The 19,839-nt window shown below is 48.1% G+C and carries 21 protein-coding genes, 3 tRNA genes and 1 pseudogene; 10 read left to right on the top strand and 15 right to left on the bottom strand.

From position 1 onward, the window contains the following. Positions 1-288: 288 nt before the first annotated feature. The 3 genes and pseudogenes from ACN0R1_RS05620 (at position 289) to ACN0R1_RS05610 (ending at position 2,968) form a co-directional block, all read left to right on the top strand. Positions 289-1,068, top strand: a complete 780-nt coding sequence (locus ACN0R1_RS05620) for an acetoin reductase (RefSeq protein ID WP_151054831.1) — start codon at positions 289-291, stop codon at positions 1,066-1,068. A 214-nt stretch (positions 1,069-1,282) separates the two neighbouring features. Next, a pseudogene (locus ACN0R1_RS05615) lies at positions 1,283-1,462 on the top strand (IS5/IS1182 family transposase); the annotation flags it as partial. 534 nt (positions 1,463-1,996) lie between these two features. Then, complete coding sequence (locus ACN0R1_RS05610) at positions 1,997-2,968, top strand: IS5 family transposase (RefSeq protein WP_417580764.1); 972 nt, start codon at positions 1,997-1,999, stop codon at positions 2,966-2,968. A 575-nt stretch (positions 2,969-3,543) separates the two neighbouring features. On the opposite strand, the gene ACN0R1_RS05605 is transcribed toward ACN0R1_RS05610, so the two are convergent. From ACN0R1_RS05605 to ACN0R1_RS05595, 3 genes are all read right to left on the bottom strand, one after another. Beyond that, a complete protein-coding gene (locus ACN0R1_RS05605; protein WP_417580762.1) occupies positions 3,544-6,015 on the bottom strand; it encodes a TIR domain-containing protein in 2,472 nt (823 codons plus the stop codon). Between the two features lie 179 nt (positions 6,016-6,194). After that, positions 6,195-7,370 (bottom strand): YcjF family protein, encoded by a 1,176-nt coding sequence (locus ACN0R1_RS05600; RefSeq protein ID WP_417580760.1) that lies wholly within the window; start codon positions 7,368-7,370, stop codon positions 6,195-6,197. Positions 7,371-7,522: 152 nt separating this feature from the next. Then, on the bottom strand, positions 7,523-8,173 hold the full coding sequence (locus ACN0R1_RS05595) for a glutathione S-transferase family protein (RefSeq protein WP_417580758.1): 651 nt from the start codon (positions 8,171-8,173) through the stop codon (positions 7,523-7,525). A 352-nt stretch (positions 8,174-8,525) separates the two neighbouring features. Here ACN0R1_RS05595 and ACN0R1_RS05590 point away from each other — a divergent pair, with 352 nt between their 5' ends. After that, positions 8,526-9,509, top strand: coding sequence for an integron integrase (locus tag ACN0R1_RS05590; RefSeq protein WP_417580756.1), 984 nt, complete (start codon positions 8,526-8,528; stop codon positions 9,507-9,509). A gap of 147 nt (positions 9,510-9,656) precedes the next feature. Here ACN0R1_RS05590 and ACN0R1_RS05585 read toward each other — a convergent pair. The 10 genes from ACN0R1_RS05585 to ACN0R1_RS05540 all read right to left on the bottom strand — a co-directional run bounded on the left by ACN0R1_RS05585 (position 9,657) and on the right by ACN0R1_RS05540 (position 15,674). Next, a tRNA-Leu gene (locus ACN0R1_RS05585) sits at positions 9,657-9,743 on the bottom strand. A gap of 58 nt (positions 9,744-9,801) precedes the next feature. Further along, positions 9,802-9,875 (bottom strand) — tRNA-Cys (locus ACN0R1_RS05580). Between the two features lie 49 nt (positions 9,876-9,924). Then, positions 9,925-10,000 (bottom strand) — tRNA-Gly (locus tag ACN0R1_RS05575). Positions 10,001-10,086: 86 nt separating this feature from the next. Next, positions 10,087-10,635, bottom strand: a complete 549-nt coding sequence (pgsA, locus tag ACN0R1_RS05570; RefSeq protein WP_151059048.1) for a CDP-diacylglycerol--glycerol-3-phosphate 3-phosphatidyltransferase — start codon at positions 10,633-10,635, stop codon at positions 10,087-10,089. A 28-nt stretch (positions 10,636-10,663) separates the two neighbouring features. Further along, on the bottom strand, positions 10,664-12,514 hold the full coding sequence (gene uvrC / locus ACN0R1_RS05565; protein ID WP_417580754.1) for an excinuclease ABC subunit UvrC: 1,851 nt from the start codon (positions 12,512-12,514) through the stop codon (positions 10,664-10,666). 4 nt (positions 12,515-12,518) lie between these two features. Then, a complete protein-coding gene (locus tag ACN0R1_RS05560; protein ID WP_417580752.1) occupies positions 12,519-12,830 on the bottom strand; it encodes an excinuclease ABC subunit C in 312 nt (103 codons plus the stop codon). 81 nt (positions 12,831-12,911) lie between these two features. Beyond that, a complete protein-coding gene (locus ACN0R1_RS05555) occupies positions 12,912-13,055 on the bottom strand; it encodes a hypothetical protein (RefSeq protein WP_417580750.1) in 144 nt (47 codons plus the stop codon). A gap of 70 nt (positions 13,056-13,125) precedes the next feature. After that, positions 13,126-13,998 carry an NAD(P)-dependent oxidoreductase gene (locus ACN0R1_RS05550; protein WP_417580748.1) on the bottom strand — a complete coding sequence of 291 codons (873 nt, stop codon included), beginning with the start codon at positions 13,996-13,998 and terminating at the stop codon, positions 13,126-13,128. Between the two features lie 40 nt (positions 13,999-14,038). Continuing rightward, positions 14,039-14,821 (bottom strand): 5'-methylthioadenosine/S-adenosylhomocysteine nucleosidase, encoded by a 783-nt coding sequence (gene mtnN, locus ACN0R1_RS05545; RefSeq protein ID WP_417580746.1) that lies wholly within the window; start codon positions 14,819-14,821, stop codon positions 14,039-14,041. 70 nt (positions 14,822-14,891) lie between these two features. Then, positions 14,892-15,674 carry a pseudouridine synthase gene (locus ACN0R1_RS05540; RefSeq protein WP_417580744.1) on the bottom strand — a complete coding sequence of 261 codons (783 nt, stop codon included), beginning with the start codon at positions 15,672-15,674 and terminating at the stop codon, positions 14,892-14,894. Between the two features lie 132 nt (positions 15,675-15,806). Between ACN0R1_RS05540 and ACN0R1_RS05535 the strand changes: the two genes are divergently transcribed. The 6 genes from ACN0R1_RS05535 to ACN0R1_RS05510 all read left to right on the top strand — a co-directional run bounded on the left by ACN0R1_RS05535 (position 15,807) and on the right by ACN0R1_RS05510 (position 18,622). Beyond that, on the top strand, positions 15,807-16,487 hold the full coding sequence (locus tag ACN0R1_RS05535) for a Bax inhibitor-1/YccA family protein (protein ID WP_417580742.1): 681 nt from the start codon (positions 15,807-15,809) through the stop codon (positions 16,485-16,487). Positions 16,488-16,559: 72 nt separating this feature from the next. Continuing rightward, positions 16,560-16,958: a sulfurtransferase complex subunit TusD gene (tusD, locus tag ACN0R1_RS05530; protein ID WP_417580740.1), complete on the top strand. Its 399-nt coding sequence runs from the start codon at positions 16,560-16,562 to the stop codon at positions 16,956-16,958. Beyond that, positions 16,955-17,326, top strand: coding sequence for a sulfurtransferase complex subunit TusC (gene tusC / locus ACN0R1_RS05525; protein WP_417580738.1), 372 nt, complete (start codon positions 16,955-16,957; stop codon positions 17,324-17,326). Before tusD ends, tusC begins: the two co-directional genes overlap by 4 nt. An 8-nt stretch (positions 17,327-17,334) precedes the next feature. Next, entirely contained in the window at positions 17,335-17,622 is a 288-nt protein-coding gene (gene tusB / locus ACN0R1_RS05520) for a sulfurtransferase complex subunit TusB (RefSeq protein WP_417580736.1), read from the top strand. Beyond that, positions 17,622-17,945, top strand: coding sequence for a TusE/DsrC/DsvC family sulfur relay protein (locus ACN0R1_RS05515; RefSeq protein WP_417580734.1), 324 nt, complete (start codon positions 17,622-17,624; stop codon positions 17,943-17,945). The genes tusB and ACN0R1_RS05515 overlap by 1 nt, the downstream gene beginning before the upstream one ends. Positions 17,946-18,091: 146 nt before the next feature. Further along, on the top strand, positions 18,092-18,622 hold the full coding sequence (locus ACN0R1_RS05510) for a chemotaxis protein CheW (protein WP_417580937.1): 531 nt from the start codon (positions 18,092-18,094) through the stop codon (positions 18,620-18,622). A gap of 53 nt (positions 18,623-18,675) precedes the next feature. On the opposite strand, the gene ACN0R1_RS05505 is transcribed toward ACN0R1_RS05510, so the two are convergent. Continuing rightward, positions 18,676-19,455 (bottom strand): TatD family hydrolase, encoded by a 780-nt coding sequence (locus ACN0R1_RS05505; RefSeq protein WP_417580732.1) that lies wholly within the window; start codon positions 19,453-19,455, stop codon positions 18,676-18,678. Positions 19,456-19,481: 26 nt separating this feature from the next. Further along, positions 19,482-19,838 (bottom strand): PilZ domain-containing protein, encoded by a 357-nt coding sequence (locus ACN0R1_RS05500; RefSeq protein ID WP_407670351.1) that lies wholly within the window; start codon positions 19,836-19,838, stop codon positions 19,482-19,484. Position 19,839 lies beyond the last annotated feature (1 nt).

Here is a 19,839-nt window from a genome sequence, read left to right as displayed (position 1 = left end):
TGGCACGCTTGCTGCTCTATTTACATTATCAACATTGCTCTGGAACACCTGATCTAAGTGCAAACGTTGGTATTAACGCAGTTACAAAAACAATAGTCTGCACAGGAGAGATCTATGACACATACACTATCATTGCAGATAAAAGCACGTATGGAAGGAGTTGACACGCCTGTTTATGGCATGGAACCTGTCTATCATCTGAATTAGAAGGTTGTTTGGGTATACTTGATAGCAGTTTAAGAGGTCTTCCGATTGGATGATTTCAATTACATCAGTAAGGAGTATGTTATGTCGATTCAAGGTAAAGTGGCGTTGGTTACAGGTGCAGGTCAAGGTATTGGACGTGCAATAGCCCTGCGTTTAGCAAAAGACGGTGCGGCCATTGCTATCGTTGATCTGAACGAAGATAAAATGCGTGAAGTTGCTCAGGAAGTAGAGGCCTTAGGGCGCAAAGCCTCTACTTTTAAAGCTGATGTCAGCGACCGCGAACAAGTTTATGCAGCTATCGAACATGCGGAGAAAACACTGGGTGGGTTCGATATTATCGTTAATAACGCTGGTATCGCTCAGGTTCAAGCTATTGCGGATGTCACCCAGGAAGAGTTGGATAAGATTCAGAAAATCAATATTGATGGCACGCTCTGGGGTATTCAGGCTGCAGCAAAGAAGTTTATCGAACGCAAACAAAAGGGCAAAATTATCAATGCATCTTCAATCGCAGGCCATAATGGTTTTGCGCTATTGGGCGTGTACTCGTCAACTAAATTTGCCGTGCGGGCTTTAACTCAAGCCGCAGCGTTAGAATATGCGAGCAATGGTATCACCGTCAACGCCTATTGTCCCGGTGTCGTTGGCACTGATATGTGGGTCGAGATTGATAAACGCTTCGCAGAGATCACTGGCGCAGCAGAGGGTGAAACCTATAAAAAATATGTCGACGGCATTGCTCTTGGCCGTGCACAAACGCCAGAAGATGTAGCGAATTTTGTGTCCTATCTTGCCGGTCCAGACTCCGATTATATGACAGGTCAGGCGCCATTAATTGATGGCGGTATTGTTTTCCGTTAAGAAAGGCTACTATGTCATCCAGATGACCAATGCCGCTAGCCGTTGCTGGCGGCACCAATCCCGAATTTCTGGCAGATTTACACTGCCACCGCAATATCTAGTCTACTCGAACCAGGTTTGCTAAAGTAAATAACATTGCCAATTATTTGAATATCCACAGCTACTATTAGGGAACCTGCGATCAAGTTTCTGATGTGAGATAATTTGAGCCAATAGCCATGAACTCACCTTTGCCGATAGTGAATTTTCCAGTAACCGCCGCCAGGCTCGTAAAAAGATTTTCCTATCTCGGATTGATGCCTTACTGCCGTGGCCACCGCTGTTAGATGTCATCGAGCCGTACTATCCCAAAGCCGGCAATGGGCGCCGTCCCTATCCACTTGAAAGCATGCTGGGTCTTGCTCTCTACCCGATAATGGCGAGGGATACCGACAGGCGCAAACACATCGTGCCAACACCTGGAGATAGTGCGATTGTCCTGTTCCGCGAACAACGAGGTCCATCCCCTTCAATTGTTTATTGCATGTATTCCTGTCAGGACAACAGCCACTTGCCGCCCTTATATTTCCATTGCAGAAGACACTGCAATTGTTTGCCGCTATAGCGGCACAGGCTTGCCTCGCCGGTTTTCATCTCAATACAAAACCTTCTTCAGTTTTACATCAAAGCAACGATCACGAGCAAAGCAGACCAAGGTTGGATTTTTTTGGCCTGGAATATGCTTGTCTCAGGCTGAAATACCACAAACATAAGGAGAAACTGTTATGAGCAGTATTACAGGAATGGGATTTTCAACCTATACCAACTACCAGACTCAACGTGCTAACACGGAACATAGCAAGACCAGTGTGACGACTAATTTAGGGAAGGTGTGATCAAGTCCTCCACATGGGATAATGCTGACTGCACATGATCGAGGACGCATAAGATGGATCAGCAACTCACATTCGCGGACAGCGAGTTCAGCAACAAGCGCCGTCAGACCCGCAAGGAGAAGTTCCTGGGCCGAATGGATAAGTTGATTCCATGGGCGCGTCTCGAAGCCGTTATCGAGCCACACTATCCCAAGGCCGGCAACGGCCGCAGGCCGTATCCATTGTCCACCATGCTGCGCATTCACTGCATGCAGCAGTGGTACAACCTCAGTGACCCAGCCATGGAAGATGCACTGTACGAGATTGCCTCAATGCGGCTTTTTGCAGGCTTGTCACTGGATAAAGCCATTCCCGATCACACCACCATTCTGAAGTTTCGGCACTTGCTCGAACGCCACGATCTGGCCCGACAGGTTTTTGAAGAGGTGAACCAATGGCTGTCTGAGGCCGGTGTCCTTCTGAAAGAGGGCTCACTGGTCGATGCCACCATCATCGAAGCCCCCAGCTCCACCAAGAACAAAACGGGCGAGCGTGATCCTGAAATGCATCAGACCAAAAAAGGCAATCAGTGGCATTTCGGCTTGAAAGCTCATATAGGTGTGGATGCCCGCACCGGCATCACGCACAGTTTCACGACAACTGCTGCCAATGAGCACGATCTTAATCAGGCTGATCAACTGCTACACGGTGAAGAAGCATTTATCTTTGCCGATGCGGGTTACAGAGGTGCCGAAAAGCGAGACGAGCTGAAAGATGTCAGTGCGGACTGGTACATCGCTGAACGGCCAGGGAAGCTGAAGACACTGAAAAAACACCCTCGGATCAATAAGGTCAGAATCCGCACTGAGTATCTGAAGGCCAGTATCCGTGCAAAAGTTGAGCATCCGTTTCGGATCATCAAGTGCCAGTTTGGTTTTGTAAAAGCCCGCTACCGTGGCCTGAAGAAAAACGACAGCAAGCTGGCCATGCTGTTCGCGCTGGCCAATGTTGTGCGGGTAGACCAGATGTTGAGAGCACAGGGTTAATCCGTCTGTACTGCCTGAAAAGGCGGTTGCAGTCGGTTAAAAAGGGGCGGTTGTGCGCATTTTATGCGCCCCGACGCAGAGAAAATGCAGTTTAAATGGCTCTTGAGGAACTTGTTCATACGTTCCCTAGAGTCATAGTTTCCTGCACTGGTTTTGATGCTTAACGCCGCGCACATGGGCGCGAGCTTGCGAGCGTCCCGCCACCGCTTGCGGTGGCGTAATGGTGCGCTTTGTTATGGCTTGGTTTCATGCTTACAAGCTACCCGTTAATTTCATCAGCGAATATATGATGCTCCCAAGCATCCCCTATGGCTCTATCGAGTCTAGCAAGAAGCTCCATAAAAGTTTCACCCTCTCGCCGTACGAGCATCGCTAAACATTGATCTTCGTCGCAGGCTGAAGCGGCGCACCGTATAGGGCCGGTTCGTCCAACTGAAATATCTCCATCATTGTCGATTAAAAACTCTATATTTTTCAGATTCATGCTTCAGTCGATCTTCTTTTCAGTGAAGCCATAACGCTCGGCTCTGGGGCTGCATGGAGCGCAGCGCAATGCAGTCCCTAGCAGCTGCTTGTTATGGCTGATTATTCGCGCAATTTTGGATATTTCTAACTATTCTATCTTTACTTTCTTTTGGGTATCTCTCCAGATCATTCTCAATGACCCTTATAGCATCTTGGACATTACCTTCGAGAGCATGCACATACGATTGATATCTATTAAATGTTCTATTAGATACGTGTTTTTTATTCTTGATATCACGGAGCGTGGAGACACCTTCTTTGAGCAGTTCAAGATCGCGGTACTTGATTGCCAGATCGCAAAGCGTTAGCAGCGGATAGTGGCTATCTGGGCGCATATTTACACAATCTTGAATTTTGTCTATGGCTGACACCTTATTCCCTTCTATTTTGGCAAGATAAAGAGCATCCGCTATATCCGCCATCTCGGTAGATTGCTCAGAATTAATACCCCTTAGGTTTTCAATTAATTCTCTTAATGTTGAGGCATTTTCCTGTGCATCCTTTGAATTAACAAGACAGTTAAAATACGCTTGAGTGTGAAATTGGTTTCCTCGATGCTCTTCATAATTGCTCCTTGCATAACCCAATGCTAAATCGTATTCTTCTAGTTGGACATACACCTGTACAATTTCGCGCTTAGCTCTATCGCCAACATATTTCGCTTCTACGATTTGTTCGAATTTTTCAAGGGCCTCTTTAAGTCGCCCGCAAAGCCTGTAATAGAATCCAATTAGAAACACATGCTCATCACCTTTAATTTTCTGAACTTCTCTGAGCATCCTTTTGTCTTTCTTCTTGGCTAATGCTAGACACAAGTAGTATCTAATGTCTTGAGAGACCCGATACTCCAGTGTGTTTTCCTTCTGGAGAATGATATCTGCTAACTCAATGATCCGGTCTAGGCTTCCTTTTCCGTAATAAAGATCCTTCATACATCTAAGATAATGCGATGGTATTAGTAGCCTATCATCAATTGGCATATCTGTTTTCAGCGCTTCTTTTAGTGCAAAAATATACTCTGATGAGTCTCTCTCAAAAATATCGTCCGATTTAACTATCGACTCAACCTGTTCTCGAATCTTGCCAGAGAAGTCGTTATTCAACCGAATTCTATTTCTCCTTATATAATCCCTAACAATATCGTTTAGCCTTATTATTTCCCCGTCCAGACCAATAAGTTCAACAATATGTTCTGCTGACAATCGCTCTAGAACAGGGAAGTATTTCTCTTCTGGAACCAATGAAAAAATAAAGTCTGAACTAATAACTTCAAAGTTAGCCAGGAGTCTTATAAAGTCGAGAACATCTTCCTGGCTGTCATATTTATTGAGAAGGATAGATGCCTTTTCAGTGTTGTATTCGGCAATCGATGGTATTTTATCTGCCACCTTAGTGGCTGGATCTGACATCAATACATCAACAGCAAACATCACCTGATCTGGAAAGCCAGAAAGCACTTCTGAAATATCTTCGAAATTTCTCTTTTCTAGGTTAACTTCATATAGCTCTAGCAATTGTACGAATAATCTTTTCCTTTCATTAGAGTTCAATTCTGTTAGCTCAACAAAGTAAAAGAGATTATTCCTTGGCCTATTCTTAAAGTTAACATTGTATTTAGACGCGATACAGAATATAGGGTACCCGTGACCCTGATATGAATTTACGATCTCTAGAAACCAGTCCGATATAGATCGTTCATGATTTACAATACAGCCATCATCGACAAGATATATTAATTCTTTAGATTTATAAGCAGCATCCATAATCATGTGGACTATATTTGCTTTTTCAGTCATCGTCTTATCAGACAATGAGATTATGCGATCTCCAAGATCAATCAAGCCGAGATCATTGATCTTTAGAATAAAGTCCTCAATGGAAACATTTCTATCTAAAAGTATTGAGGAGGGCTTATTCGAGCACTCTGTGATTTTGGTTTTATATAGAGCTCGATGCAGGAACGTACGCCTTCCTACACCAGAGAAGCCTGATACGATTATCGTGGTGGGTTTTTCTTTATCAAAATCGTGAATTCTTTCTTCAAAAGTCTCCTGATGATCATTTCTTCCAACGAATATTGTATTGCGTTTTTTGATCTGCGGATGCTTTGACCAGCTAAGCTCTCTCAATTTATTATGTATTCTTTTGGACGCCACTTGTGCCCTTTTAATAGGCTTAAGATTATAATTATCCCGTAGCCAATCGGGAATTCGCCTGTCTTCGTAAGTTAAATTATCATCAATTATAATCGGGAATATTTTTTTTAGATCACTGCTTTCAAGCCTGCTTTTTGCTTCAACTATCTCCTTCTGAACCCATTCGGAAGATAGTGAATTTTCCGACAGAAAAATCACAAAAATACTCGATCCGTCTAACCCTTTAATTATTTCATCTAGAGGCTTTTCACCTTCTTCAAAGGTCAGCTCATCATAAACTATATTGTCTCTCCCCAACCAATTTGCAACATTTCTAACGTATCCGTCTTTATCTTTGCTTGAGTGGGATAAAAAGGCTCTAATCATTTAAACCTCCATTTAAAAAATTCTTGAGGAACTTGTAGCAATAACGCCTTGCTCACCGGTAAATTGGGAGCGTAGCGAGTAATTTATCCGCGTGCAGCAACTTGTTAGCAATAACTCAGCTCGACTGATACGAAAGCCGAGCTGAACATAAATTACTCAACATTTCTTGACGCTGGCAATTACTTCTTGTAACTGAATACATCTTTGAATACAGATATAATTCGAGCTGAGTTCTCTGGCAAAACGACTTCCCCTTTTTCCATGTCGAAGAACTTTTCCAATACAGCAATATAGGCATGACCTACAGCTTCCGTAATAGCGATCGCTGTGGTGGCAGAAATTGCGCCGCCGATCAAAGTGCCTGCACCGGGAATGAATTTCAAGGCATTAGACACTACGGTTTTACCCACTTGTGCCAGTGCGGTGACACCCATGATGCCGGTTAAAACTGATGTCATTTTTGAGTTATCCGCATCTAGTTCGAACTCGGTATTAATTTTATAAATCATAGTACTTTGTATTGCCGCAATTATAGGTGCGTCAGACCCAGGAATCGGTGAAGCTCCCGCTGTTCCCGCAGCTGCGGAAGCAACGTGAACCACCTTTCTGGAACCCTCTTTCATCGCGGCAAGACGCTTTTCTATTTTTGAGCGCTGAGCTTTGAGAAAGGCATTTTTTGCCGATTTCTTACCCTCAGGAAATCGCGCCTCGGTGACCTCGGTCAGGGATTCAAGCCCTTTGACCTTTACCACAATATCTTCGTCAATTTCATAGGGGACAGAATTGACAGAAACATAAGCTCCGCGCAAAAAGTCTTTATATTCTTTGTCAATGATAAGCTTTGCTTCTTCGACGAATTCTCTTTCGGACTTGCCTATAACACGGGTGAAAACTACGATGGCGGGGATATTACGTTTCGCGAGAAGGCCAATCAACGTGAGGTCGCGGTCTTCCACTCGATCACTACTGGCTTTTATGCAAACCCAGCCAATATGAGGGATATCGCCGTCGTCATTGGCGTTATCAATGGCTTGCCTGAATTCATTTTCCAATGATGCCATTGTGTCTTGATAGTTTTCAGCCTCTATGCCCTTGGTGTCCCAAAGACAAATACCTTTTTCAGGGATGGCAACTTTTTCAAGATGCTGAGTGACAGGCTTTCCTGCACCGGCTTTAACAACTTCCTCGCCAAAAATAGCGTTAATCAAAGTGCTTTTACCTACACCGCTGGCACCAGAAATAATTATATTGCATTGTTCTTTTTCATTGATGGCCTTATTTTTGGCTTTGTCATGATCAAACTCACCGCTTTCCTCGTTGTAGCTGTCGCCAAGGAAATCCTTATAATCGCTCATTTTTTTCACCGCATCACTTCAGTTAAAATTTATAAATATTTTTTATGAATTATCGATTGCTCAGTGGTTACTCTTGCTAACGCCAACAGCATGCGCGGCTGCGGAATGGAGGCGAAGCCGCAATGCAGTAGGCGTCGCCGTGCCTGTGATTGTTATATTCCTACCTCGGACACGCCTATGGTTTCGGGCTCACCGTGAGCTTGGCTAACCCACTCCTTCATCTGTTCATGATCGAGGACGAACTGCAAATATTCTGAAGATACCGCCGAGACCTTGATCCCGTAGGTTTTAAATCGCGAAGCAACTGGTGCGAACATGCAATCTGCAATAGAGAACTCACCGAACAACCAAGGGCCGGCACTCGCATAGGATTCTCGGTTCTGCGACCAGATTCGGTCTATCCGAGCTATCTCTCGCTCAAGGGTTGCATTAAAAGGGACTTTACGTCCGATTGCGCGGCAATTCATTGGCAATTGGCCTCGAATTTCTGTGAAACCCGAGTGCATTTCTGCGCAGCAAGATCTTGCTTCCGCTCGTGCACGAACGGAACTTGGCCATCCGCGGCCATCCAGATACTGCTCAGAAATATACTCGCAAATTGCCAGCGAATCCCAGATGACCAAGTCCTTGTCTTTAAGCACCGGGACTTTCCCTGCATCGGTATGCTGGGCAAGCGCGGCGTATGTATCGTCTTGATTCAGCGGAATCCGCACTTCCTTAAAAGGTAACTCGTGGACTGACAAAAGTAGCCAAGGCCTTAACGACCATGACGAGTAATTTTTATTCCCTATTACGAGCTCCAAAGTTCACTCCTTGAAATATAACATTTATATCGTGGCCTCAAAGGCCACTTTGCCAAGACTACTATCCCAGCCGATTAATTGTACCCAAGCTAATTCAAAACCCAGGACTGGTCAATCATCTCTGGCATTCATGGTATTCATCCCAGAAAGTCAAACCGATCATGCAGACTACTATCACGATTTCACCACATGAAAGCAACTGTATGATTTTATTCAAATTAATACAAATAAAATACTATCATCCAGGATATGAGCCTCTAGGATCACTTTGCTAGTCACTCTGACTTGACAACACCATTATTACTGTATATAAAAACAGTACTATAAAATAATTCATGACAAGGAGTTGTTGATGGATGATATACCACCACCCTTGCCTGCTAATCCCACCCGCTTCATGGATCAGCTTCGTGCATCTATGCGCTCACGCCATCTCGCCTATCGTACAGAGAAAACCTATTGCGGCTGGATCAAGGATTTCATTTATTTTCATCAGAAACGTCATCCACTAGACATGGGTGCCATCGAGGTGGATGCTTGGCTAAGCTATCTTGCTAACCAGCGTCACGTTGCCATCAACACGCAAAAAACAGCGCTGAATGCGGTTGTGTTTCTTTATAAACACTTTCTGAACAAGGATCTTGGCCAACTGGCATTTACTCGAACCAATAAAGGCAGGCGGCTACCGACTGTTTTCACCCATGAAGAAGCTATGCGTGTACTTGGCTTTATGGAGGGTGATCATAAACTGGTCGCCAGTTTGATGTATGGCTCTGGGCTTCGAGTAATGGAGTCGGTTCGATTGCGTGTACAGGATGTTGATTTCTCTCAGCAATGCTTGATTATTCGTGAAGCCAAGGGTGATAAATGCCGTCGAACCTTACTTCCGAAAGCGTTACTGGAGCCTTTGCGTATACAAATTGAGCTGGCATTGTCTCTTCATCAACAGGATCTCAATGAGGGTTTTGGGAAGGTGTATTTACCCTATGCCTTGGAGAAAAAATACCCTAAAGCGGCCACCAGTCCCGCCTGGCAGTATATTTTCCCTGCACCCAACCGAGCCAAAGATCCACGCAGTGAGGTGATTCGTCGCCATCATGTGGGTGAACAACAGGTCAGGCGTTCAGTTGCGCGGGCCCTGGCAAAGTCACATATTCACAAAAAAGCCAGTTGCCACACCTTTAGGCATTCTTTCGCAACAAACCTGCTTCGTGCAGGCACAGATATACGCAATATTCAGGAGTTGCTGGGTCATAACGATATTAATACAACGATGATTTACACCCATGTCATTGGAATACATGAACGCAACGTTTCAAGCCCCTTGGATAGGTGATGAATTAAATGTCAGACAGGCTACCGCAGGGCCCGTGCACCATCACAGCTGTAAATTATCCAGATTGTCTGTAGGAATTAAAACAAGCAAAGAAGAGTATTGCAAGACTTTCAGAGGGATGTAAGGGTTTATCAAGCATTGAAATGATGGTGCCCCGAACCGGACTCGAACCGGTACAGCCTTTCAGCCGAGGGATTTTAAGTCCCTTGTGTCTACCAATTTCACCATCGGGGCTGGAACATCGCTGGAACTGTGCCGGCGATTTTGTGTGACATGGCGCTTTAAAGAGAGATGGAGGCTGGAGTCGGAATCGAACCGGCGTACACGGAGTTGCAGTCCGCTGCATGACCACTCTGCCATCCAGCCTTTAACACTCTCTTTGCTTTATTACTTCAAATCAGACAAGTGTCTGATTTGGAGCGGGAAACGAGACTCGAACTCGCGACCCCAACCTTGGCAAGGTTGTGCTCTACCAACTGAGCTATTCCCGCAACGCAATCAAGTGGGGCGTATTATAGAGATGTGAGCCTAGGTGTCAACTGATTTTAATAAATGATACTGCTTAAAGATTAACCACTTATATATCATCACTCAGCAATGGCCAGGCGGCACGCAAATACACATACATCGACCAGAGTGTTAACAAAGCGGCGCCATAGAGGGTCAAAATGCCCACCCAGGCCAGGATTGAAAACGGCGGTACCGCGATCAATACCAGGATGGCGATCATCTGCAGGGTGGTTTTTACCTTGCCGATCATCGACACCGCAACGCGGGTGCGCTCACCTATTTCGGCCATCCACTCTCGCAGGGCTGAAATAACAATCTCGCGGCCAATAATCACCACCGCCGGAATGGTGACCAGCGGTGTGGAGTAGGTTTCAACCAACATGACCAGTGCCACGGCGACCATAAGCTTGTCTGCGACGGGATCCAGGAACGCCCCAAAGGGTGAATGCTGGTCCAGTCGGCGGGCCAGGTAGCCATCCAGCCAGTCGGTCAGTGCCGCTAAGCCGAAGATAGCCGCGGCTATCCAGGGTGACCAGAAGCCTGGAATGTAATAAATCACTACGAACACCGGTATCAGACAAATTCTGAGTAGTGTCAGCAGATTAGGGATTTTCATGGAAAACAGCATAGATGCTGGTCCTGTGTCAGCTGTCGGGATGCAGGCACAACCAGATTTCCTGTGCCAACTTAGCACTTATGGTAGAGACTTTTGCAATTTCTTCAATACTTGCATTCTCTATCTCCTTGATACTGCCGAAATATTTTAACAGTTCGCGGCGTCGTTTCTGCCCAATACCGGGAATATCCTCTAAAAGAGAGCGTTTTCGTACTTTAGCACGTCGTGCCCGGTGGCCGGTGATGGCAAATCGGTGGGCTTCATCGCGGATGTGTTGGAGCAAATGCAACGCGCCTGAATCAGACGGTATCACCGACTCTTCGCCGGTTTGGCCATTCACCAGGAATTCAAACCCCGCTTTGCGGGTGGTGCCCTTGGCGATGCCGATAACGGTCACTTCGGTAATCTGTAAGGATTCGAGTACTGTCATTGCCTGGGAGACCTGGCCTTTGCCACCATCGATAATCAGCAAGTCCGGTAACTTGCCCTCGCCTTTTTTCAGCCGCGTGTAGCGGCGCTCCAGCGCTTGCTGCATGGCGGCGTAGTCATCACCGGCGGTAATGCCATCGATATTAAAGTGACGGTAATCGGTTTTCAGTGGGCCGTTCTCATCAAACACCACGCAAGAGGCCACAGTGGCCTCCCCTGAGCTGTGGCTGATGTCAAAACACTCCATACGACGGATGGCGGTATCGAAGTCGAGCAAGTCCTGTAGGGCCAGGAAGCGATTGCTGATGTTTTGTTTGCTGGCCAGGTGGCTGACTAACTGCTGATTGGCATTGGTCTGAGCCAGACGCTGCCAACCGGCGCGATCACCGCGAACACTGTGGGTAATCTGAACCCGCTTGGCGGTTTTTTCAATGATCGCCTGGCTGATAATCTCGGCGTCTTCTACCGCAAATGGCAGAATAATGGTACTAGGCACTTCCCGTGCACCGCTGAGGTAAAACTGAGCAAGAAAGGATGACAGCAGTTCGCTTTCCGAGCCTTCCAGCGACAGTTTGGGATGGTAGGCCTTGCTGCCAATAATACGACCACCGCGGACAAACAAGGCATGAATGGAGATGCTGCCTGAATTGATCGCACAGCCAAACACATCCGCTTCTCCGCCACTGCCGGAAACATACTGCTGCTCTTGTACCTGTCGCAGCGCCGAGATTTGGTCACGCAGTTCGGCGGCCAGTTCAAAATTGAGATGGCTAGAGGCTGCATCCATACGTTCGGCCAGCTCAGCAGTTACCGCCTGGTTTTTACCTTCCAGAAACATGCTGGCATGGCGCAGGTCTTCGGCATAGCTTTGCTTATCAATTAAACCGACACAGGGCGCGGTACAGCGTTTGATCTGGTGTTGCAGACAAGGGCGCGAGCGGTTGCGGTAAAAGCTGTCTTCACACTGGCGAATCTTGAACAGCTTCTGTAGCAGATTCAGACTTTCGCGTACCGCACCGCCGCTGGGAAATGGGCCGAAGTACTGACCTTTGGCTTTCTTGGCGCCACGGTGAAAGCGCACAGCGGGAAAGTCATCGGTGGCGGAAATAAAAATATACGGATAGGATTTATCGTCACGCAGCAGAATGTTGTAAGGCGGACGCTGCGCCTTGATCAGGTTCAGTTCAAGCAGCAGGGCTTCGGTTTCGCTGTGGGTCAGGGTGACTTCTATACGAGAAATATGCGAAACCAGTGCGCGGGTTTTGGTACCCTGCCCGGAACTGCGAAAATAACTGCTGACACGGTTTTTAAGATTACGCGCTTTGCCGACATAGAGGATTTTATCGTGCTTATCATACATTTGATAAACACCGGGTCGGCTGCTCAGGTTTGCCAGAAAGGTTTTACTGTCAAAACCGTCCTGTTCCTGATCCTGCTCGGTTTCGCTCATGTGCTCAGGGTTTTAACGCCAGACGCTTGTTGGCATTCATGTGCACGTGCGTGGCTTCCTTGTGGATTTCCTGCAACTGTTCACGGGTTTCATCGGTAATACCGGCCCCTCTGGACAGCGACACTTCCAGATACACCCCGATTTCAGCGTAATAGTAGATACGAGCATTAAATGAACGCGCCCGCTTCAACTTGCTCAGTGACATCTGTGCCCCATTCACCAGAATGGTGTTGACATCATTATCCGACAATAGCGGATGACGTTGCGCATCAACGGCTGGTGTTTCTGTCTGGCTGAGGTTTTTAGATCGATGCATGGACGGAATCCTGGGGTTGGTTTGTCACAGGCAGCTAGCATAACACTGCCTGTGACCTTTTTAGCAGTGACTTTTTAGCAGTTACTTTTCACCCGCTGCCGCCGCATCCTTGGCAATCGCCTTTTTCAGGAACAGACTACCCAAAACGGTAATGACGACCACGCCGATAATAACGGCGATACTGGGTGCCAGCGAAATCATGCTGTATTTATCAATGGATGACATAGAAGGTACCTTTGCTTTTTTAATGAAATGAGTCGGGTCTTGTTGCCCGTTGGGTCGCGATTATAGAGTATTAACGACCAGTCTCAAATCTTTTCAGCAAGCTGGAGGTATCCCAGCGTCCACCACCGCGCTGCTGCACCTCGGCGTAAAACTGATCCACCAGCGCGGTAATCGGTAACTGTGCGCCATTACGTCGTGCTTCATTCAGGGTGATGCTCAGATCTTTGCGCATCCAATCAACAGCAAAACCAAAATCAAATTCGCCTTGCAGCATGGTTTTATGTCGATTGCTCATCTGCCAGGAACCGGCGGCACCGTGCTGAATAACATCGAATACTTTTTCACCATCCAGGCCGGACTTCTCAATAAAATGCACGGCCTCAGCCAGACCCTGTACCAGACCGGCAATGCAGATCTGATTGACCATTTTAGCCAACTGGCCAGCACCCGGGCCGCCAATCAGTTGTTGTGATTTGGCATAGCTGGCAATAACGGGTTCAGCCTGCTGATACACCGCTTCATCACCACCGATCATCACGCTCAGCACGCCATTTTCGGCACCGGCCTGACCACCAGATACCGGTGCATCCAGAAAGCCTATGCCTTGCTCAGTTGCTACCTGGTAGAGCTCACGCGCCACTTCGGCCGATGCGGTGGTGTGATCTACCAGTACGGCACCGGATTTCATTCCTGCAAGCACACCGGTTTCAGTCATGGTGACTGAACGCAGATCTTCATCATTGCCAACACAGACAAACACCAGTTCAGCACCTTCAGCCGCCTGTGCCGGTGTGGCAGCAAAGCGGCCGCCATGTTGCTTCACCCAGCTTTCTGCTTTGGCGCTACTGCGGTTGTATACACAAACCTCATGGCCCTTGGCAGCCAGGTGCCCTGCCATTGGGAAGCCCATGGTGCCCAGACCGATAAATGCTACTTTTGCCATGTTTAACCTCTATTCAATACGGTAACACTGCCACAGTCGATTAAGCTGACTGTGTAGTTGTATGACCGGCTACAATGCCGCGGATAATCGCACTGACCATATTAGCCGAGTTGGTGGCGGCCGTTTCCAGAAACTCCTTGAAGGAGATATTGGATTCTTTACCGGCAATATCAGACAGTGCCCGGATGACAATAAACGGGATATCAAAGCGATGACAAGTCTGAGCAATCGCTGCAGCTTCCATCTCTACTGCCTTGATATCAGGGAAAGTTTTACGTGTAGCTTTAACGCGTTCTGGCTCATCCATAAAGCTGTCGCCGGTGGCGATCAGACCATGCACGGTGGTCACGCCAGCAAATTCATTAATACACTTTTCGGCAATGGCTGACAGATCAGCATCGGGAATAAACGCCGGTGGCATACCTGGCAACTGGCCAGGTTTGTAGCCAAAAACGGTCAGGTCAGCATCATGATGCAGCACGCGGTCAGAGATCACCACATCACCGACTTTCAGCAACGGATCAAAGCCGCCGGCAGATCCGGTATTGATAACGCAGTCAGGGTTGAATTCATGCAGCAAAATAGTCGTGCCGATAGCCGCGTTGACTTTGCCTATGCCGGATTTCAACAGAATAACCTCGGCACCATGGAGTGTACCTTTGTGAAAATCGTAACCGGCCTGGTTAAACGACTGCAGATCTTGCATGGCGCTTTTCAGCAGTTCAATTTCCTGATCCATGGCACCTATAAGGGCGATGCGCAGGGGTTTGCCAGACTTGAGCCGGTTGGTCAACGTACGGGTGGTGCTTGGCTGATTTGTCATGTTGTATGCAAAAACTATTCTAGTTAATTATGCCCTCATGCTACCACGCGCGGCAGATTTCGCAATGAATTCAGCACAGCAGTTGTGGGTTTTCAGACAAATCAGCCAAACAGCCCCAACCCAGCTTGGTGAACAGCGTCAGAACCTCTTCATCCGGTGTCGCGCTGATATGAACCTTACGCAATTCTTTAGGGTGTACAACCTTAAGTTCAGTGGCCATCAGCAACAGTCTATGTATCGAAAAATGATCGCGAAATAGGCGATTATGTCGCCCTTCTCCGTGATTGGTGTCGCCCACCAGTGGGTGCATGATATGTTTCATGTGTCGACGTATTTGATGTTTACGTCCGGTTTCAGGCTTAACTTCCAGTAATGAATAACGCGCCACCGGATAGCGTCCGACGGCAATGGGCAACTCTACCTGCGCCAGGGTACGGTAATGAGTTACCGCATCGCGCGGTGCTTTGTCTTCATTGGCGAAGGGTTCTGAATAGCGATCCTTTTCATAACGCAGTGGGTAATCAATGGTACCTTCGGCTTCAGTCCAGCCACGCACAACACAGAGATAGGTTTTGCTGACCTGTCGATCGAGAAACTGCTGATGCATCACCTTGGCCGCTTCTTTGTCATTGCGTACGAACAAAATCACACCGGAGGTGCCCCGATCGAGCCGATGAATCGTATGAAAGGTATCGTCGGGAAAGCGCTGCTTCAACAGACCGATCAGATTGGGCGTGCTGGCTGGCGATATCCAACTGGGATGAACTAACAAGCCTGCGGGCTTGTGCAGGGCAATTAAAGTGTCATCTTCATAAAGGATACTGGGAAAACTGCTAAGGCTATCTATACTCACATTAAAACTTCTTGGGCAGGGTTTGCGACAGAATTGGAATTATTCCACATGAATTAGGTCAAAAGCTTGAACTCGGGGTAATTTACCCTGATTATTAACCTTGTTCCAGATTCAACAATAATGAGGATTACTATGGATAAAGTACAAGAACTGGGTTACAGCTCACAAGAGTCGGTAATCCGGACCAACAAGATGATCCGCAACACCTATATGTTGCTGGGTATGACGCTCGGCTTCAGTGCCGTGACAGCCGTCATCTCCATGATGATCAATCCACCTTTCATTGTTTATATCGGAAGTGTGCTGGTCAGCTTCGGTTTGATCTTTGTCCTGAACCGTAAACAGAATTCTGCCGCTGCCCTGCCGCTGATCTTTGCCTTTACTGGCTTGATGGGGTTCGGTCTTGGTCCGCTGCTGAACCACTACCTGGCTATGGCTGGCGGTGGTCAGATCGTCATGACCGCACTGGGCATGACAGCCCTGACATTTGTAGGCTTGTCGGCTTATGTCATGAACAGCAAAAAAGACTTCAGTTTTATGGGCGGCTTCCTGGCTACGGGCGCCATCGTGATGCTGATTGCCATGGTTGTGTTGCTGGTACTGCCGTTTTTCGGCGTACACATCCCAGCGCTGCACCTGGCGTTCTCGGCTCTGGTGGTACTGCTGATGGCCGGTTTCATCCTGTATGACACCAGCAACATCGTTAATGGTCACTACCAGAACTACATCATGGCAACGGTTGGTCTCTACCTGAGCATCTACAACCTGTTTGTACATTTGTTGCATCTGGTGGGTGTACTTAGCAGCGACTAAGCTTCACGCACTTCAGAAAACCCCGCTCTCTTTGTTAAGATGGCGGGGTTTTTATTTTATGGCGAGGTCTAAATGATATTTACGCTGATCGTTCATGCATCACCGGTGCAGCACCAGGCACCCGAAACAGCGTTGCGGTTCGCCAAAGCTTTACTCGACGCCGGACATACGCTGCACCGGGTATTTTTTTACCGTGACGGTGTGATGAACGCTAACGGCCTGTCCAGCAGCCCACCGGATGAGCCCTGTATCCCCACAGCCTGGCAGACACTGGCAGAACAACACCAACTGGACCTGGTGGTGTGTATCGCAGCAGCCATACGTCGCGGTTTGCTGGATGACAACGAAGCCAAACGCTACGATAAACCCCACGGCAATCTGGCGGCAGGCTTTGAGCTTTCCGGGCTGGGGCAACTGACAGAAGCCGCCATACTGTCTGACCGAGTGATTACCTTTGGAGGTCGCGGATGAGTGAGAAGCCCTGCAAACGCTTTCTGCTAATCAGCCGGACAGCGCCCTATGGCTCTTCAGCGGCGCGGGACTTGCTGGATGTTGCGCTGACCTGCTCTGTATTTGAACAGCCCGTCAGCCTGCTGCTGTTGGGTGATGCGCTGCTACAATTACTACCGGCGCAAAATCCGGCCGGTATTGGTCAAAAAAACCTCAATGCCTTGCAAGCCTCACTGGAGCTCTATGATATAGATGCCATCTATACCGATGCCGCCTCCATGGCCTTTCATGGTCTGGACGCGCAGCAGCTGATGCTGGTACCCGAGGTTCTGCAGCCTGCGCAACTGACTGAGCTGATACAAAATCACGACGTTGTGCTGACCGTCTAAGGAGCACCATGAATAAAACACTGCATACCCTGAACACCAGCCCCTCAGACAGCACGACGCTGGCTCACTGCCTTGCCGCCCTGGCAAGTGACGACGTGCTGCTGCTGATTGAAGACGGTGTTTATCTGACCCTGCCAGCACATCGACACAGGCTTCCTGACTCAGTCAAATTACATGTACTGGCTGTGGATCTGGAAGCTCGTGGTATTCAGGAGACCGGCAAGGTGATCGCCATCACAGATCCTGAGTTCGTTAACCTGACACTCGGTTGCAAGCGCGTAGTGAGTTGGTTTTGATGACAACAGACATTCGCTCCCTGCTCGACGATGAGGGCTACCTGCTGCGGTTGGAGGACTGGTCAGAAGCACTGACCTGCGCCCTGGCTGAAGAGAAAGGCCTAGAGCTCAGCAATGAGCACTGGGAGATTATTTGGCTGCTGCGTGACTTTTACCAACGTTATGAGCATTCACCAGCCATGCGACCATTATGTAAAGCGGTCAGTCGTGAACTGGGAGCGGATAAAGGCCGTAGTATTCACTTGATGAAGCTGTTTCCGGGCAGTCCTGCCAAGCTGGCCGCGTGTCTGGCTGGCTTGCCAAAACCGGACAACTGCCTATAAAACAAGGATGCCCGATTTTTGGCATGGCTACGTGCCGTTATTGAAGCTATAATCCTTGATAATCACATTCTGAATCGACAGCCATTAACAGGTAGCTGAAAGGATCCTTAATCATGAGTTTAGAAGCCGCCGCCGAGCAAATAAAAATGCTTCAGGAAAGTACCAAGAATAACAAGCAGCGGAATGAGGCCGCACGTCGCGCCAATGAGGAAGAAGTTGTCTACCACCAGTGGGCTACCTTTCGCGTTAATCAGGAGCTGTATGGCATCGATGTGATGCAGGTTAAGGAAGTGCTACGCTACGTCGAAATCACCCCGGTGCCAGGGGCTGACTATTCCGTACTGGGCATCATTAATGTGCGTGGTAACGTGGTCACAGTGATAGACACTCGCCGTCTGTTCCACATGTCAGATGTCCCCTATGATGATGATACGCGAATCATCGTGGTGGAACTGAATGATAAGGAAGTAATCGGCCTGGTGGTTGACAGTGTTGATGAAGTTATCAATCTGCCTACCAACCGCGTGGATCGTGCGCCGAATCTGAGTGGTGATGAATCCGCGAAACGCTTTGTACAGGGCGTGTGCTACCACAATAACATTTTGATCATCCTGTTGGATCTGACCAAAATGCTGTTGAGCATCACTCCAATGACCGATGATGACATGGGTTACTGAGGTTTCTTGCCCAAGGACCGGGCAAGCCTGACACCCAGCAACAAACTTAGGCTTTACCCCTGCGCCCGTGAAAATAAGCGGTTGAAGTTATTCTGTGTCACTTCTGCCACCTCTTCTACAGACACACCCTTCAAATCCGCTACACACTGAGCAACTTCGACCACGTAGGCTGGCTGGTTCTGCTTGCCGCGATAAGGTACAGGAGCCAGGTAAGGTGAATCCGTTTCGATCAGCAGCTTATCCAGGGGTACAGCACGGACAACCTCTCGCAGCTCTTCCGCATTTTTGAAAGTGATAATGCCAGAGAAGGAAATCATGTAATTCATTTCCAGCGCGGCCATTGCCATCTCCTTCGACTCAGTGAAGCAGTGCAATACCCCGGCAGATTCGGGGTTACCATATTGATCGATCAGCTTCAGCGTATCTTCGCGGGCATCACGGGTGTGCACTATAACCGGCAGGCCCAGCTCACCCGCCAGGCGCAGGTGTCCGGCAAAGCTCTCGTGTTGCGCTTCAATATGATCTTTGGAGTAATAATAATCCAGCCCGGTTTCGCCTATAGCCACCACTCTGTTGCGGCTGACTGCCTGACGTAAACGCTGTTCATCATAGGGCTGCTCATCGACATGCAAAGGGTGCACACCGGCCGACAGGTAAACCTGCGAAAATGGCGCGACTGAGGTTGCCATCTGCTCAAACTGCTCCAGATCGATAGAAACACAGAGCATTTTGTGCACGCCCCGCTCCACCGCGGCATCAACCAGCCCGGCCAGTGAAGTATTCAACTTTTCTATATTGATTCGATCCAGATGGCAGTGCGAGTCCACATACATAACGGCAGTTTCTAATCCTGTCAGGTTTAAATAGTGTAAGTACGCCGTGAGCTATTAAGCGCACCGGCAAGGTAGTTTTCAATCTTACGCACCAGTGGCGCATCATCGGCGGTCAATTGTATGCCGATACCAGGTACTCGGCCGCCTTGTGCTGCCTTGGGCGTTACCCAGATTACCTTTCCGGTAACCGGGATCTTTTCCTGCTCTTCCATCACAGTCAGCAGCATAAATACTTCTTCACCCAACTGATACGAGCGTGAGGTGGGTATGAACAAACCACTGTGCGTGACGAACGGCATAAACGATTTGTACAGATCTTCTTTATTCTCTATGGCCAGAGAAAGAATACCGTGACTGATTCTGGGTACGATCGACATTTTCAGA

The organism is Nitrincola sp., from assembly GCF_048264025.1.
Classification (GTDB): Bacteria; Pseudomonadota; Gammaproteobacteria; order Pseudomonadales; family Balneatricaceae; genus Nitrincola.
Note: the sequence above shows the minus strand (reverse complement) of the source record. Positions and strands in the feature narration are given on the sequence as shown.

Excerpts from the sequence above, each read along its gene's own strand:
- ACN0R1_RS05620 (WP_151054831.1), top strand. The coding sequence starts at position 289 with ATGTCGATTCAAGGTAAAGTGGCGTTGGTTACAGGTGCAGGTCAAGGT.
- ACN0R1_RS05610 (WP_417580764.1), top strand. The coding sequence starts at position 1,997 with ATGGATCAGCAACTCACATTCGCGGACAGCGAGTTCAGCAACAAGCGC.
- ACN0R1_RS05605 (WP_417580762.1), bottom strand. The coding sequence starts at position 6,015 with ATGATTAGAGCCTTTTTATCCCACTCAAGCAAAGATAAAGACGGATAC.
- ACN0R1_RS05600 (WP_417580760.1), bottom strand. The coding sequence starts at position 7,370 with ATGAGCGATTATAAGGATTTCCTTGGCGACAGCTACAACGAGGAAAGC.
- ACN0R1_RS05590 (WP_417580756.1), top strand. The coding sequence starts at position 8,526 with ATGGATGATATACCACCACCCTTGCCTGCTAATCCCACCCGCTTCATG.
- pgsA (WP_151059048.1), bottom strand. The coding sequence starts at position 10,635 with ATGAAAATCCCTAATCTGCTGACACTACTCAGAATTTGTCTGATACCG.
- uvrC (WP_417580754.1), bottom strand. The coding sequence starts at position 12,514 with ATGAGCGAAACCGAGCAGGATCAGGAACAGGACGGTTTTGACAGTAAA.
- ACN0R1_RS05560 (WP_417580752.1), bottom strand. The coding sequence starts at position 12,830 with ATGCATCGATCTAAAAACCTCAGCCAGACAGAAACACCAGCCGTTGAT.
- ACN0R1_RS05555 (WP_417580750.1), bottom strand. The coding sequence starts at position 13,055 with ATGTCATCCATTGATAAATACAGCATGATTTCGCTGGCACCCAGTATC.
- ACN0R1_RS05550 (WP_417580748.1), bottom strand. The coding sequence starts at position 13,998 with ATGGCAAAAGTAGCATTTATCGGTCTGGGCACCATGGGCTTCCCAATG.
- mtnN (WP_417580746.1), bottom strand. The coding sequence starts at position 14,821 with ATGACAAATCAGCCAAGCACCACCCGTACGTTGACCAACCGGCTCAAG.
- ACN0R1_RS05535 (WP_417580742.1), top strand. The coding sequence starts at position 15,807 with ATGGATAAAGTACAAGAACTGGGTTACAGCTCACAAGAGTCGGTAATC.
- tusD (WP_417580740.1), top strand. The coding sequence starts at position 16,560 with ATGATATTTACGCTGATCGTTCATGCATCACCGGTGCAGCACCAGGCA.
- tusC (WP_417580738.1), top strand. The coding sequence starts at position 16,955 with ATGAGTGAGAAGCCCTGCAAACGCTTTCTGCTAATCAGCCGGACAGCG.
- tusB (WP_417580736.1), top strand. The coding sequence starts at position 17,335 with ATGAATAAAACACTGCATACCCTGAACACCAGCCCCTCAGACAGCACG.
- ACN0R1_RS05515 (WP_417580734.1), top strand. The coding sequence starts at position 17,622 with ATGACAACAGACATTCGCTCCCTGCTCGACGATGAGGGCTACCTGCTG.
- ACN0R1_RS05510 (WP_417580937.1), top strand. The coding sequence starts at position 18,092 with ATGCTTCAGGAAAGTACCAAGAATAACAAGCAGCGGAATGAGGCCGCA.
- ACN0R1_RS05505 (WP_417580732.1), bottom strand. The coding sequence starts at position 19,455 with ATGTATGTGGACTCGCACTGCCATCTGGATCGAATCAATATAGAAAAG.